The organism is Desulfofustis glycolicus DSM 9705, assembly GCF_900130015.1.
Classification (GTDB): Bacteria; Desulfobacterota; Desulfobulbia; order Desulfobulbales; family Desulfocapsaceae; genus Desulfofustis; species Desulfofustis glycolicus.
The window spans coordinates 59260-74565 of sequence record NZ_FQXS01000007.1 but is presented as its reverse complement, the minus strand read 5'-3'; the positions used below and the strand labels follow the sequence as shown (position 1 = coordinate 74565).

At 57.6% G+C, this 15306-nt stretch carries 12 protein-coding genes; 6 read left to right on the top strand and 6 right to left on the bottom strand.

The features are described 5' to 3' along the window. Positions 1 to 69: 69 nt before the first annotated feature. Positions 70 to 1074, bottom strand: coding sequence for a phosphate/phosphite/phosphonate ABC transporter substrate-binding protein (phnD, locus tag BUC26_RS07590; protein WP_073374879.1), 1005 nt, complete (start codon positions 1072 to 1074; stop codon positions 70 to 72). Between the two features lie 393 nt (positions 1075 to 1467). Between phnD and BUC26_RS07585 the strand changes: the two genes are divergently transcribed. Next, on the top strand, positions 1468 to 2358 hold the full coding sequence (locus BUC26_RS07585; protein ID WP_073374877.1) for a DMT family transporter: 891 nt from the start codon (positions 1468 to 1470) through the stop codon (positions 2356 to 2358). 11 nt (positions 2359 to 2369) lie between these two features. Here the strand turns inward: BUC26_RS07585 and BUC26_RS07580 are convergent, their stop codons facing one another. Then, complete coding sequence (locus tag BUC26_RS07580) at positions 2370 to 2927, bottom strand: cob(I)yrinic acid a,c-diamide adenosyltransferase (protein WP_073374876.1); 558 nt, start codon at positions 2925 to 2927, stop codon at positions 2370 to 2372. Between the two features lie 27 nt (positions 2928 to 2954). Further along, positions 2955 to 3962: a P1 family peptidase gene (locus BUC26_RS07575; RefSeq protein ID WP_073374874.1), complete on the bottom strand. Its 1008-nt coding sequence runs from the start codon at positions 3960 to 3962 to the stop codon at positions 2955 to 2957. A gap of 206 nt (positions 3963 to 4168) precedes the next feature. Between BUC26_RS07575 and BUC26_RS07570 the strand changes: the two genes are divergently transcribed. The 4 genes from BUC26_RS07570 (at position 4169) to BUC26_RS07555 (ending at position 9504) form a co-directional block, all read left to right on the top strand. Further along, positions 4169 to 5878 (top strand): L,D-transpeptidase family protein, encoded by a 1710-nt coding sequence (locus BUC26_RS07570; RefSeq protein WP_084540527.1) that lies wholly within the window; start codon positions 4169 to 4171, stop codon positions 5876 to 5878. Positions 5879 to 5909: 31 nt separating this feature from the next. Next, on the top strand, positions 5910 to 6470 hold the full coding sequence (locus BUC26_RS07565) for a YcbK family protein (RefSeq protein ID WP_073374870.1): 561 nt from the start codon (positions 5910 to 5912) through the stop codon (positions 6468 to 6470). Positions 6471 to 6640: 170 nt separating this feature from the next. After that, positions 6641 to 7807 carry an alcohol dehydrogenase-like regulatory protein ErcA gene (gene ercA / locus BUC26_RS07560; RefSeq protein ID WP_073374868.1) on the top strand — a complete coding sequence of 389 codons (1167 nt, stop codon included), beginning with the start codon at positions 6641 to 6643 and terminating at the stop codon, positions 7805 to 7807. Positions 7808 to 7839: 32 nt separating this feature from the next. Next, positions 7840 to 9504 carry a hybrid sensor histidine kinase/response regulator gene (locus tag BUC26_RS07555; protein WP_073374866.1) on the top strand — a complete coding sequence of 555 codons (1665 nt, stop codon included), beginning with the start codon at positions 7840 to 7842 and terminating at the stop codon, positions 9502 to 9504. A gap of 172 nt (positions 9505 to 9676) precedes the next feature. Here the strand turns inward: BUC26_RS07555 and pcaC are convergent, their stop codons facing one another. Then, entirely contained in the window at positions 9677 to 10069 is a 393-nt protein-coding gene (pcaC, locus tag BUC26_RS07550; protein WP_073374864.1) for a 4-carboxymuconolactone decarboxylase, read from the bottom strand. A gap of 258 nt (positions 10070 to 10327) precedes the next feature. Here pcaC and BUC26_RS07545 point away from each other — a divergent pair, with 258 nt between their 5' ends. Continuing rightward, on the top strand, positions 10328 to 12295 hold the full coding sequence (locus BUC26_RS07545) for a lysozyme family protein (RefSeq protein ID WP_073374862.1): 1968 nt from the start codon (positions 10328 to 10330) through the stop codon (positions 12293 to 12295). 100 nt (positions 12296 to 12395) lie between these two features. Here BUC26_RS07545 and BUC26_RS23570 read toward each other — a convergent pair whose 3' ends face one another. Further along, positions 12396 to 12608 (bottom strand): hypothetical protein, encoded by a 213-nt coding sequence (locus BUC26_RS23570; protein WP_073374860.1) that lies wholly within the window; start codon positions 12606 to 12608, stop codon positions 12396 to 12398. An 845-nt stretch (positions 12609 to 13453) separates the two neighbouring features. Further along, positions 13454 to 15034 carry a sulfatase gene (locus BUC26_RS07535; RefSeq protein ID WP_073374858.1) on the bottom strand — a complete coding sequence of 527 codons (1581 nt, stop codon included), beginning with the start codon at positions 15032 to 15034 and terminating at the stop codon, positions 13454 to 13456. Positions 15035 to 15306: the final 272 nt, after the last annotated feature.

The following is a 15306-nucleotide window of genomic DNA, read 5'->3' as shown; positions in this document are numbered from 1 at the left end:
CCGAATGCCCGCACGGCGCCGGTGCCTAACCCTTAGCAAGAAGGCACCGGCGCTTGCCAACCATCGATGCTATTTCTTTTTCGCTTTGTCGGCGGCTTCTTTCTCGATCATCTTTTTCAAACCGTCCTGATTGTAGGACGTCCCGGTCGCAGCAGCGATGTCACGGATAACCTCCCAGTCTTTCAGGTAGGTGACCGGGAAGAAACGGTCGGCACCACCGAAGGTTTCCTGCATGTCCGGCGGAAAACGATAGGCGTAGAACGCATCGACGATCTTCTTGACCAGATCGGGATGCAGGTTATGGGCGTAGCCGAAGGAAGAAGTCGGGAATCTCGGACTGGTGAAGACGATCTTGAAATCGTCTTTGTTGATCCGACCCGCTTCAGCCATCCGTTCAAAGACATCCGAAGCGACCGGCGCGGCATCGTAATCACCGTGGGCGACGCCGAGAACTGACTGATCGTGCTTACCGGAGTACATGACCGTGTAATCCTGATCGGGAACGATGCCATGCTTCGGGAAAAGGGCTCGGGGTGCGAGGTTCCCGGAGTTGGATGAGGCCGAGGTATGAGCGACATTCTTTCCTTTCAAATCTTCAAGTGAATTAATATCGCTGTCTTTCTTGGTAACGACAATCAGGTTGTAGCCCTGGAAGGAATCTTCGTACCCCTTGACGGCGATCGGAACATAGCCGGCGAGGTTGACGGCAAAACCGGTCGGCCCGGTGGAGAAACCAGCGATGTGCAGGCGACCGGAACGCATCGCCTCCACTTCCGCCGAGTTCGACTGCACGGTATAGTAGATGACTTTCTTGCCCGTCTGTTCGGCCAGATACTCTTGGAAATCGGCAAAAGCATCTTTATAGACCGCCGGATCCTCGACCGGGGTATAGGTAAAAACCAGGGTGTCCGGGTCTTTCCAGTCATTCGGGTCTTTTGGCTGATCGGCAACGAGATCGTTGTTCTCGTCGCAATACATTTCATCGAGGGTGCCACGATTCGTGCAGTCGTCAGCTAACGCCACGCCCGTCATCATGAAGCCCGCAATCACGCCCGCCAGCATCTTCTTCACCATGTTCGACCTCCCAGATTCAGGTTTGGAGAGAAACACTCCCGGTACCACGCCTTCCCGATATAGGTCCTGCAAGCTATCGGCCGGGCCGGCGCTTTCCGCCGACCTGCCCGCAGCTCCTTCTTTCTAGCGGTTTTCAGTTACCGCTGTCAAGTGCTATGCTGCCGTCCTCATCATTATTGTCGGCCGACTCCTGCACAATCCGCAATCATCCTTACCTTCTTTGGTCAATCCGTCAGCCATGCTGTCACGCACGCCGTGGCAGCCGAAAAAGCAGAGCCCGGTATCCGGCAAGACTGGCAATTCTCTCCCCGCCGTGCTACATTCACCGGCCTCGCCCCGGCCATTTCGCCGTCAGGCATTTTCGGCCGATTCGCCGCTAACAGGAGACCCGCATTGTCGCCGCAACAAGCCAGATGGCTGCCCGTCCTCAGCCTGTCCACCGCCATGCTGCTCTGGGCCAGCTCATTCATCGCCCTCAAAATCGCTTTCACGGGCTACGACCCGATGCTGGTCATCTGGGGCCGCATGCTCGTCGGGAGTTTCTGTTTTCTCTTTCTGATCGGCAAACTACGTTCGATCGTCTACCGCCCGGGCGACGGCAAGTATCTTTTATTCATGGCAATCTGCGAGCCGTGCATCTACTTCATCTTCGAGGCCAAGGCCCTGCAGCTGACCTCGGCCTCCCAGGCCGGGCTGATCACCGCCATGCTGCCGCTGCTGGTCGCTTTCGGCGCCAAGGTCTTTCTTAAAGAAACCGTTACCCGTCAGACCATGACCGGCTTTGCCGTCGCCATTACCGGTACCTGCTGGCTCAGCCTGGCCGCCGACTCCTCGGCCGACGCGCCGCAGCCGTTGCTCGGCAATTTCCTCGAGTTCATGGCAATGGTCGCCGCCGCCGGCTATACCTTGTCGCTGAAACATCTCAGCGCCCGCTATTCGCCTTTTTTCCTGACCGCCGTGCAGTGCTGGGTGGGAGCCGTCTTTTTCGCCCTCTTCCTCGCCTCGCCGGAAACCAACCTGCCCCGCGAATTCCACCCGCTGCCGGCGCTGGCCGTTTTTTACCTCGGCAGCTTCGTCACCCTGGGCGCCTACCTGCTCTTCAACTACGGCGTCAGCATGATTCCGGCCAGCCAGGCGTCGGCCTACGTCAATTTGATCCCGGTCATTGCGGTGGTCCTCGGCTTCATCGTTCTTGGCGAACGCTTCACTCTGGCGCAATACTTCGCCTCGATGCTCGTCCTTTTCGGCGTCTACCTCAGCCAGAGACGGCCTCGGCCACTCTGATGGGGGCCTGATCAGTAATCGATCCCCGGCTGCGGTTCGATATCGCGGCGATATGCGTGTTTGATCTCGTCAACCCGACTCACCGTATCGGCCTGCGCTACAACGTCGTCGTGGGCGTCCCGGCCGGTCAAAACCAGGTGCAGCCGCTCGGGCCGCTGAGCAAGAAGGGTCAGCACCTGGTCGCTATCGACCAGCCGAAGATGAACAGCGTTGTTGATTTCATCCAGAACCAGTAGATCGAATCGGTTCGATTTCATCTTCGCAAGCGCCAGGTCGATCGCATCCTGAGCGTTGCGGCGATGTTCGGCATGTGGAAAAGGATTGCCCTGAATTCCGCAGAATCCCTTGCCGGTGACATGCAACTCAACCTGGTCGCCGAGGAGTTTGACGCCGTCCCACTCGCCCGTATAGAGATCGCCCTTCATGAACTGGATCACGCAGACCCGCATACCGTGCCCGACCGCCCGCAACACCATGCCCATGGCACTGGTCGTCTTGCCCTTGCCGTAGCCGGTCAACACCACCACCAGGCCGCGGCGCTGTTTCGGCGTCAATTTCGTTATTTCCATAAAGCCCCTCGCTGGTAATCCGGTCGTTTACGCTCGTCCCGGCCGCTCATGTCGAGACGACAAGTCGGCTCCGTCAATATCCGCATGGCACGGCAGACCGCACAACGATGTCGCCCGGACAACTGCGGCAATCACCGCCCGCTCGACCACCCGGGCCGCGAGCATGCCGACCGCGCTGAGGTCGGCCGCAACATCTCCGGTAGACAGCGCAAATAACGTATCGCCGTCAAACATTGAATGGGCCGGCCGCAACGTCCGAGCCAGGCCGTTCTGGGCCATTGAGGCCATCTTGGTCAACTGCGCCTTGCTAAACGAGCCGTTGGTGGCGACCACGCCGATGGTCGTGTTGGCGGTGAACAGGTTGGTCGGATTGGTGGCTCCGGCGAGCATCACCGCTTCGGTATCAGCAAGACTGCGCCGATCCTCGTCGAGCAGTCCGGCAAGCGTGCGACCCGTCTGTGGATCGATCACGTCGCCGAGACAGTTCACCGCCACCAATGCCCCGATACGCAAGGCGCCAACGGCCATCGCGGCAGCGCCGATGCCGCTTTTCATGGCCCGCTCCATGCCCCGTATCTTACCGACCGTCGCTCCGGCCCCGGCCCCGACACAGCCCTGCTCGACAATCCCGGCACCGGCGGCGCGACAGGCCTGCCGCCCCATGTCCCGATCGGGCCGGATCCGATGATCGCCGATCGTCAGGTCGAACAGAGCGGCGCCGCAGACGATGGGCACCCGGGTGACACCGACATCAAAACCGACAGAGCGATCCTCGAGAAACTCCATGACACCGGCCGCCGCGGCAAGGCCGAAGGCGCTGCCGCCGGTAAGCAGCACCCCATGCACCTGCTGGACGAGATTTTCCGGTTTGAGCAGATCGGTCTCGCGGGTACCCGGCGCCCCACCGCGAACATCAACGCCGGCGGTAGCGCCTCCCTCGCACAGTACCACCGTACAGCCGGTGGCCGCCTGGAGATCATCGGCATGGCCGACGCAAAATCTGCTGACCTCGCTGAAATCAATTTCATGACCCATGCGTTGTATTCCCCTTTTTTTTATGAAGATAAGTGCCCCGGGCTTGTCGCCAAAATGATCAGTGTAGCCGATAACCGGTCAAATCACGATGCGAAATCGACCGGCCCGCCGGGCATCTTCTTCTTGCCAAAGCGGTAGCTCTCTGTTAGCAATAGGAGCAATTATTAGCAGATGCCGTTCCTTTGCCACTTTCACGTTCATTGTGCATGAAACAACTCCTTACTACCGACACCCTATCCCCAGACTCAGCTCATAACCCGCCGTCCCGGACAACCGCCCGCATCTCTCTCCTGGCGGTTGTCTGGTTGGTAACGCTTGCCGCGACGCTGCAGGCACAGACACCGGAGGACGACCTGATTGCCGCCGCGCTGGCCGAGCAGCTCTCCTGCCGCAACGTCGAGTTGGTGACGATCAAAGAGCAACAGCCACTGCTGCAGCAACGCGACATCTGCCTGGCCGCCATCTATCGGGAAACGGGCGGCAACCCACTCTGGGTGAGCGCTGCCGGGCCAGGACCGGCAGCCGGCGTCATCATCGACCGACTGCGCCGCTGCCACCTGGACGGGCTGGAACCGGAAGAATACGAAGTTTCCCTGCTCGAATCCCTGTGGACCGCAAACCGGCCGGACGATTTGGCCCGGCTCGACACCCTGCTGACCTACAACCTGGTCAAATACATCCACGATATCAGCTTCGGCCAATTGAAACTCCACCTGGCCAATCCGCAACTATTCGCTGAGGCCGGCAACACCGGGTTCGACCCGGTTCAGTCTATCCGTATCGCCCGTTCCATGGCCGATCTCGGCGCCTATCTCGATTCCCTGCCGCCCCAGCATCGCTACTATGTAACCCTGAAAGAAGCGCTGGCCCGTTTTCGACAACTGGCCGTCACCGCGGACTGGCCGAACATTCCATCCGGACCTCTGATTCGACCGGGCGACAGCGACCGGCGACTGGCCGCAATTATCTCCCGGCTGACCGCCACCGACTCGACCGAAGGTATCGACACCGATGCCCCCGGACGCTACCATGAACCGTTGGTAACCGCCGTCCGGGCATTTCAGCGCCGCCACGGCCTCGAAACGGACGGGATCATCGGTCCGCAGACGCTGGCCATGCTCAACCGAACCCCGGCCGAGGCGGCCGCTATCATCAGGGCCAATCTGGCCCGGTGGCGCTGGCAGGACCACCATCTCAGCGATACCTATCTGATGGTCAATATCGCCGCGTTTCACCTCAAAGCGGTTCGGCAAAACCAGGTGGTCCATGACCTGCCGGTAATCGTCGGCAAGTTCCAGCACCAGACGCCGGTATTTTCCGACTCGATCCGCTATCTCGATTTCAATCCGTTCTGGAATGTCACTCCGAGCATCGCCCGCAACGAGGATCTGCCCGCCCTGCGAAAAGACCCCCGTCACCTGGTCGATCGCCATATCCGGTTATTCTCGAGCTGGCAGCCGGATGCCCATGAACTCGACTCGACCGCCATCGACTGGCACAACGTTAGCCGTTCACAGATGTCGCGCTACCTGCTGCGCCAGGATCCCGGCCCGTGGAACGCATTGGGGCGGGTCAAGTTCGTCTTTCCCAACCACCATAACGTCTACCTGCACGACACCCCGACCCGCGATCTGTTTCAGCAGACATCACGCTCCTTCAGTCACGGCTGCATCCGGGTCAGTCAGCCACTGCTTCTGGCCCTGTTCTGCCTGCAGCTAAACGATGAGACATGGACCATGGCAGCCATCGAAGATATCGTCGCCAGCGGTCGCCGCAAGGTTATTTCCCTGCGGAAGCGTCTGCCGATTTATCTGACCTATCAGACCGCCTGGGTTGACAAAGGCGGTCTGATCCATTTTAATGCCGATATTTATCAACGCGACACGAAACTATTACAGGTCCTTGAATCGAGATAAATCCACAACTGCCGGGCCGCTGCGCACATCAATGACGCAAACCGCCGCCAAGCCTCGTCTGTCCCGTCGCTCCTTTCTGATCGCTGCGACCCAGCTGGCAGGAGCGGTGCTGATCGGCAGCCTGCCGACGCCTTGCCCCGCCGCCGCAACCGCCGGTCAGCGGCTTTCTTTCTACCATACTCACACCGGCGAACGGTTGCAGATCGATTTTCACCCCTCTTCCTGCTCCCCGCGGACAATTCAGCGAATCAACCGTTTTCTGCGCGATCATCGTACCGGAGAGATCCGCCCGATCGATCTGCGTTTGCTGGAGATGCTCTGTCACATCAAGAAAGGCGGGCGCAGCTCGGGTACCATCGAAGTCATTTCCGGCTATCGTTCGCCGAAAACCAACGCGATGCTGCAGCAGAAAAGCTCCGGCGTCGCCAGCAAGAGCCTGCATCTGCAGGGCCAGGCCATCGATATCCGCTTGCCCGACCTGAAAACGAGCAGGGTCCGAGATATCGCCAGGTCTCTGCAATCGGGCGGTGTCGGTTATTATCCCACCTCAGATTTCGTCCATCTCGACACCGGCCGGGTGCGCTTCTGGTAGCGGCAGAGAGCCGCCGCCGACCTGACCACACGACCACACCGATCGACAAATGCCTTCTCAACCGGTCCCGTCTGTCATATAATCGAAGCACCATGATCCCGCCGGTACCATGAGCGTTTGCTCTTGCGCCGACTTGACTTTCTGACCCAAAACCTCGACAACCGGATACCATGGATCACCGTCTTCTTTTCAATCTGCGAAAATTCCTCGTTCCGGAAATCGTCTATGGCATCGGTTCACTGGAGTTGGCCGGACGACATGCCCGTAATCTCGGTGCTTCCCGGGTCCTGCTCGTTTCCGATCCGGGCATCAGGGCCTGTGGCTGGCTGGAACGCGTCGAAACCAGTCTGCAGGAAGCCGACCTGGCTAGTGCCACCTTTACCGACATCTCACCGAATCCGCGCGACCATGAAGTGATGGCCGGCGCCGAACGCTACCGCAGCGAAGGCTGCGATCTGATCGTCGCGGTCGGTGGCGGAAGTCCGATGGACTGCGCCAAGGGAATCGGTGTCGTCGCCACCAACGGTGGCCATATCACCGATTTCGAAGGCGTGGACGAAATAGCCAACCCGGTCCCCCCGCTTGTTTTTATCCCGACCACTGCAGGATCATCCGCCGACGTTTCGCAATTCGCCATTATCTCGGACACCCGGCGCCGGGTGAAAATCGCCATCGTCAGCAAGATGGTGATCCCCGATATCGCCCTCGTCGATCCGCAGACCACGACGACCATGCCACCGGAACTGACGGCCGCCACCGGTATTGACACACTCTGCCATGCCTTCGAGGCAGCCGTCTCGACGGCATCCTCGCCTTTGACCGACATGGCTGCCGATTCGGCAATCGCCTTGGTCGTCGACAATCTTCCCGGGGCCTGCCGGGAACCTGACAACATGCGTTATCGCGACAACATGATGATGGCCAGCCTGATGGCCGGCCTGGCCTTTTCCAACGCCAGCCTTGGCATCGTCCACGCCATGGCGCACAGCCTCGGCGGTAGGATGGACCTGGCGCACGGCGAGTGCAACGCGTTGCTGCTGGAAAAGGCGATCGTCTTCAATTACCCGAAAACACCGGACGTATACGATCGCCTGGCCGCCCGGATGGGCTTGGAAATCGACGCCCTGCCGCCGGAACGGCGGGCAGTGGCCATTGCCGACAGCGTGGCCTCTCTGCGCCGGACCATCGGCATAACCCAGCGCCTCGGCGACTACGGGATTCATGTCGACGACCTGGGCCAGCTGGCGGCAATGGCCGTTCATGACCCCTGTCTGGCTACCAACCCACGCGAGGCAGACCCTGCCGATATAGAGACCCTGTATCGACAGATACTTTGAAACCGCTGGACACACTCGTCTAACAACCCGCCATGGCTACATCCCCGAAAGGTCCACGTTTCAAGTCGGCACGCGAGAAGTTTCTCGGGCTGAGCCTCGAGTCGACCCGCAAGAGCTATTATCCGCAGCTCAAAGAACAGCTTGATTCGACCCGGGAGAACGAACAACGATTGCAGTTGCTAATCGATTCGCTGCCTGCGTTCATTTCCTATATCGACGCCGATCAGCGCTTCATTCTGGCCAACCGGCGCTACGAGAAGGCCTTCAATCTCCGCAGGGATGAGATGGTCGGCCGAAGCCTGCAAACAATTGTCGGAGAAACCAATTATCTCCGATTGGTACCGTACATCGAGCAGGTTCTCGCCGGCGGCGAAGCGCACTTCGAACTCCGCACCGTGCTGCCCGACAACTCCGAGCAGTGGTGGGAATGCTCCTATATCCCGGTAACCGACCGTGACGGCGCAATCGCCGGATTCTATACCCTGGCCCTGGATCTCACCGAAAAAAAGAAAGCCGAGGAGGAGCGCTTCCGGCTCGAGGAAAAATTGCGGGAAGTCGATAAATTCAAGGCCATCGGCACCCTGGCCGGCGGTATCGCCCATGATTTCAACAACCTGCTGATGGGCATCCAGGGACTGACTTCCCTGATGGCCGTCGGCATGACGCCGGATGACCCGCACCAGGAACATGTCCGGGCGATCGAAGAACACATCCGAAGCGCCGCCAATCTGACCAGACAATTGCTCGGCCTGGCTCGCGGCGGCAAGTACGAGGCCAAACCGATCGATCTCAACGAGCTGGTTTTCGACAGTGCCCTGATGTTCGGCAGGACCCGCAAGGAGATCACCATCCACCAGGATCTGCACCCGGCCCCGCTGGTGGTCGAGGCGGATCGCAACCAGCTCGACCAGGTCCTGCTCAATATCTTCGTCAATGCCTGGCAGGCCATGCCCGACGGCGGCGCCATCTACCTGAAAACCTCCGTCACCGAATTGGACGAATCGGTTTGTGCAGCCCACGATATCGAACCAGGGTTCTGCGTCAAACTGTCGATCACCGACACCGGCTGCGGTATGGACGAGACGACCCGCCAACAAGTCTTCGATCCGTTCTTTACCACCAAGGACAAACAGCGCGGCACCGGACTCGGTCTCGCCTCAGTTTACGGCATCATCAAAAATCACGGCGGCCTGGTCACCGTCTACAGCGAGGTCGGCCACGGCACCACTTTCACTATCTACCTGCCCCTGTCCGACAAGACAGTCCAGGCCGAACCTCCCCTAACCGAAGAGGTGCAGCAGGGATCGGGCACCATCCTACTGGTCGACGACGAAGAGATGATTCTCGATGTCGGTCAGGCGATGTTGACGGCCCTCGGCTACCAGGCGGTGATTGCCAACGGTGGCGAACGAGCCCTGGACGTACTGGCCGACCGGAGCTACCATTTCGACCTGGCCATTGTCGACCTGATCATGCCCGGCCTCGACGGCGGCAAGGTCTTCGACGGCATTCGCGCCATCCAGCCCGATCTGCCCGTTATCCTCTGCAGCGGCTACAGCATGAACGGCCAGGCAACGGCGATCATGGCCCGCGGTTGCAACGGTTTTATTCAAAAACCTTTCAATATCAAAGAACTGTCAAGAATCCTCCAGCAGGTACTACCCGGCGGGCAACGGCAGGGCCCGCCGGCGACATAAGGGAACCTTGAAAAATTGTCATTCCGCCCAATCTCATCGTTGCGCAATCAAATTTTATCCTCGGAATATCATGCATATGCCTGCGGTAAAATTTTCTTGCGCGCCTCGATCTTGAACGAAATTCCGAATTTTTCAAGCTCCCCATAAGACTGCCAAGGAGCCTACCGCTTCGTCAACGATCTTCTATTTCCTGTTGCCAGGCTTCGATGACCTCTTTGGCCGCCCGGAACGCTTCGATGCCGGCGGGAACACCGCAATAAACGGCGGTCTGCAGCAGCACTTCCTGAATCTGTTCGATACTGCAGCCGTTGCGCAACGCCCCGCGTACGTGCGCTTTCAATTCGGTGGTGGCACGCAAGGCAGCCAGCGTCGCCAGCGTAATCAAACTGCGCGTCGCATCGTCGATGGCCGGTCGCGTCCAGATTTCCCCCCAGCAGTTTTCCGTCACCAGGTCCTGGAGCGGCCGGGTAAATTCGGTCGCCCCGGCGGTCGCCCGATCGACATATTCGTCGCCCAGCACCTTGCGCCTTACCGTCATGCCCTGCCGATATTTTTCGCTGGCCATTTTGTCTCTCCCGTCATCTGTGGACCTTGAAAAAGTCGGATTTTTTTCAAGGTTCCCGTCTATTGAAGATTTTTTGCCATTGTTGCAGACCCAGCATACCACACTATGCCGGTGCCTGAACAATCGCTTTTTCCGTCGCCATGCAAAACTATTGCGGTCGTCAGCGGGCCGCGATAGGATGGGACGGTCCAAGGCGCGCAGCACACGGCCTTCAGCCTATCTGAAATCCTCCCTGTACCGGGCAAGGAGACAGCAATCATGACCACCCCGCTCCGTCAACGCAAAAGACCGACCGGCTTACCTATCTGCATGCTACTGGCGCTGTTGTTGGGTCTGGCTGGCCCATCCCGGGCAGAAACGATTCGTATCCCACTCAGTATCGATCTGCCCCTGTTGCGGACGATGATCGTCAATCAGGCCTATCACGATCCCGGGGAACAAACCACGATCGTTTCCATGGCCCAGAGGTGCAACGAAATCACGCTCAGCAGACCGCAGGTGGGCAGCGACGGTGAACGGCTGCTCTTTCAAACGGCAATCACCATACACTGGGGCACCCCGATCGCCGGTGCCTGCCTGGCGCCATTATTCTGGGAGGGATCCCTGGTACTCAGCCAGCAGCCGGTGATCGACGGAAACTGGCAGCTCCGTTTCCAAACCATCGATTCAACTCTTTTCGACCGGACCGGCCAACCCGCCCAGCTGGCCGGACTCCTCTGGAATCTGGTCAAAGAACATGTCCACTCCTATCTCGGCACGATCACGCTGAACTTGGCCCCGCCGGTGGACAACCTCAAGCAGTTCATGCTCAACCAGACAAGCGACAGCCAAAACGAGCAAACCAGTCGCGTCCTCGCCGGCATGCACCCCGATCAGCCGGTGGTAACCCCGGCGGCACTGCGCATCGACATACTGGCCGAAGCCTCGCCGATCGACCACGGCGGCGGGACTGATGAACCGGAGGCAGCGATGGCGACCGACGCCGCTGCACAAGCCAGGATCATCGAACTCTGGCAGAGCTGGGACGCCATGTTGATCCATCTGATAGGCCAATTGGCAGACAAACCACTCTCTGTCGAAGATCGCCAGTTACTGCTCGACGTGATGCTGTCCGTCCGCTACGAGTTCGATGCTGCCTTGTCGGGAAATCAATTGACCGATTCCTTCGTTCGCGATCAATTCGTTCGCTCCTGGCAGGTGCTCAGGCCGCTCTTCCGTCGTCATCTCGATGCCGACACCTCGGCCAGTCTGCTCGGCTACCTCAGTTTTTTTACGGCGGCCGACGCGTTGACCACCCTTGATAGTCTCGGCCCACTGCTAGGAGTTGACATCAGCCGCGCCGGCTTTTACCGACTGGCGCACATGCTCGATGAAGGACCACTCGACGAGAGCGGCAACGTCAACCCGACCCTGCGTCGCATCCTCGGTCTCGGCGAACCTCTGGCCGTACCGGCGGACCGCCCCCCAGGAACCGAAGGAAGCAACGAAGCTCCCGAGCAGATCCCGGAACCGGTAGCCGATCCACCGCCGGCACCCACTTCATCGCTCAACCGCTGGTTGCAGGCCGCCGGTCGCCTGGCCGCCCTGCTGCCGGCCGGGCCGCGCCCGGCGCATGCCGACACATTGCCGGGCATTGCCGAACTGAGGAGTTGGACGGCCGGCATCACCCCGGCCGACCAGCTGCTGCCGCGGGTTCACCGGATTCTCAAGCAGGTCGCTGCGGATCAGTGGCGTCAGCCGGTGGTCAAAGGACTCGACGGCAGCTGGTTTACCCGGATGATACTGGCCACCGCCTGGCAGGAAAGCTGCTTTCGCCAGTTCGTGGTCAAAGACGACAAAATCGTCTTTCTGATCTCCTACAACAACACCTCGATCGGCCTGATGCAGATTAACGAGAAGATCTGGCGCGGGATCTATGACGCACAGCAATTAAGATGGAATATCAACTACAACGGTATGGCCGGCGCCGAAATTCTCGCCCTCTACTTGGAACGCTACATCAGTAAGCGACCGGCCAAGATGTCCCTGAAAGATGGAGCCGGCCGACGCTATCTGGCAGCCTGGCTCTATGCCCTCTACAACGGTGGTCCCAGTCAGCTCGAAAAATTCCCGGCCCGGCACCGGACGGGCGATTTCTTTCGCAGCGACAAGCTTTTCGCGGAAAAATACGACCGGATCAACGGTCCCGACTGGCCCGCGTCAGTCGACTGTCTGCCTGCCCGGTAAAAACCGACGTTGCCCGCCTCGGCCAACTCTTTTGCGTGCCCTTGGCCCAGATGCTGCCCGCCGCCATCAAATGACAATCACCACTTATTCCAATTTGCGATCAAAATGATTCTAATTTCCACAGCCATACGGGCAACGACCTGAGTTCTGCAGAAGATCGCTCCAGGCAATTTTGCCCACGTGCTGCCTGAATTAGTGCGGCGCCGAGTGAATCGAAGACTTTATTGGTAAATTCCTTTTCGCGCAGTTCTTCCCACTGCCTTTCCGCCGGGTTCAGTGACGGTGAATATGGAGGCAGATGGAGCAATTCCATATTTCCCTGCACTGCCAGCGTTGCCGAGCGATATGGCGAAGAAACGAACTCACAGTCAGTGTATCCAACTTCGCCGTCAACATCCAATCCAAGGCAACGTCTACCGGCGTCACTACCGCATACATACATGTTTACTCTCTTACCAATGACACAGCAATGGAGCTGATACCCAACAGCGCCGCGGATCACTCATCCTGCCAAGGCGCGCCCCATCTTGAAACATCACCCGCACCGTGTTTTCTGTTATGGCTTCCACCAGACTTTTTGCGAAGTTTGTTTTAAACCATCCCGCGCTGCAGCAACTCGTTTTGGATGATAGGTGTCGGAAGATACCATACGCCAGCCATGTCAAGCCAGCAATCGATAGACCTTCGAAGCAAGAACAGAACAACCAAGTTTTTCCTCAAGGGCGACCTTGATAGACGAAACAACCAATAACCACCGGATTCAGCGGTGCTGTCGAACAAGGTTTGATAAATGCTTTTTCTTCTTACAGACTCAACAATTGTCGTCGGCGGCCACCCCACGATCAATTTGCCTGTGCCATTCCACTCGCTTGATTGCGAATTTCCCGTTGCGGCCGCACAACAGTTGTTACGCCAAAACCAAGAATGCTATTGGTGATAAGGTTCGTCGCCGCACACTTGTTTAGGAATCAGCACACTCAAACATGCCCGCAAATCTCTCGCTGTCTTGGCATGCTGAACAATTTCCTGAGCCATTTGAACCATCTTGCCACTAATCTGATTCTGCAAGGAGTGTCTTTCCTTTTCCGGCTCTACCGCTTTATGACACGACCATACCCATCAAGGAACTGCTCCCCCCCCCCTCCCCCCAGGGGAGGATCAGGATGTTTTGAGCTCTGCCATGAACATGCGGAGCTTATCTAACATCTCTTCAGCTATTTCTTTGTTTGCAGCTGCAATGTCGTTGAGCTGGAATGGATCCTTGCGACGGTCATACAACTCGTCGCGCTCCGGAACCTCACTGCTAGCGGCCGAGGTACAGGTCCACTGATCTTCGCCATCCAGCGTAGCTGCATTCTTATGCTCTTCATAAGCACGGTTGAGAAACGCAGTATCTCTGTCTTCAATACCACCTTCTCTTTTCACTTCAAGTATGTGCGCTGTTGATTCGGCAAGATCACGGCCATAGATTCCGAACCGTGCGTCGGCAATGCTTTTTTCATCATCCTTGAGCCAGTGTATATAAGAATAATCTTCTGTGATGATGGACCAGGAATAGCGGAAATAGCCGGCAACGGCAAAATCGCGCACCTTGTCAACCTCACCTTTGGCCAGCGGAACCAGGCTGTGTCCCTGCATACTTGGATGAACACCTATGCCGAGAAGATCCACGACGGTGGGGGCAACATCGCAGGACTGGACAAAACCTGACAAACGCTTTCCGGCAGGAATATTTGGCCCCCTCATGATAAAGGGAATATGGACCAGCTCTTCGTAGGGCCACGGTCGACATTTGCGCATGATACCATGTCCATGCTCGTTGTTTCCCATGGGGGAGCCATGGTCGGAAACCAGCAGAATCGTCGTGTTGTGGTCAAAACCCATCTTCCGCACCTGATCCATGAACCAACCGAACCATTTATCGCACATGGTAACCTTTTCTGCATAGAGCATGCGTACATGGTGCAGCTCTTCTTCGGTGTAGAGCTTATCCACGTCGCCCTGGATTGGCAGAAACATGTCTTTACCGGTGTAGTCAGGATCATACGGACATTTTAGTTCTGGATCATACACAGACGGCGGATCCCAAGGCTCATGCGGATCAAAACTGTCGATCCAGAGGAAAAACGATTTGTTGTGATCCGTTTCTTGTAAATATTTGGCAGCCTGCTTCATGATTTGAGCGACATGCTGATCTTCATCGCTCTTCCAGTACTGCCGCTGCTTCAGGTGGCAAGCGACCTGATTGAGCATGGGTTGCATAACGTTTTCGCCCAATATCTCATCGGCCGATTTCAGGACATGATCTTCGTAGAAATCCTCCGGCTTCAGCCCGTACAGCTCATCTGTAGCATAGTACTGATGATCCGTCTCATGGCCATGAATGAAATGGACTTTATCAAAGCCGCGGGAATAGCCGAACTTCGGGAGCCTGAATGGACCCGAGTCGTGAATAAGTGCCGAATCGATAGGTTGGCCCCAACAAAGATCAGCAATAGTGGTGTCTTCTATGTCGAGCTGTGACCAGCCTTTTACCGGCAGCGTGTAACGACCGGTCAGCATAGCGCGCCTGCAAGGAATTGTAGGCAACCCTTCTGTGTATGCATTTTCGAAAACCACGCCTTGCTGGGCGAACGTATCTATATTCGGGGTCCTGATCCAGTCATTACCGTAACAACCGAGATAGTTGAATTGCAACGTATCCAGCATTATGACGATAACGTTTTTCGGCTGTTTCATGCTTTATCCTCCATCATGGTGGTATGTGTTTTATTGTCCGATTCTTTTGCTGAGAAGATCGATACAAGCCTCCAGATCAGGCTCACCGTCTTTGCTTCGCCAATGATTACCATCGATCTCGAGCACCGGCACCTTGTCGAAAAGGTTTGCCCGGAAAAGTGAAGGCGGCTCAGAGTTGCACGTTACGATACCCTTGATCCCCAACCGCCGAAAAGCCATATGAAGGTATCTGTCTATCCTGGCAATTCTGGCTGGGTCCGTATCCCAGATGA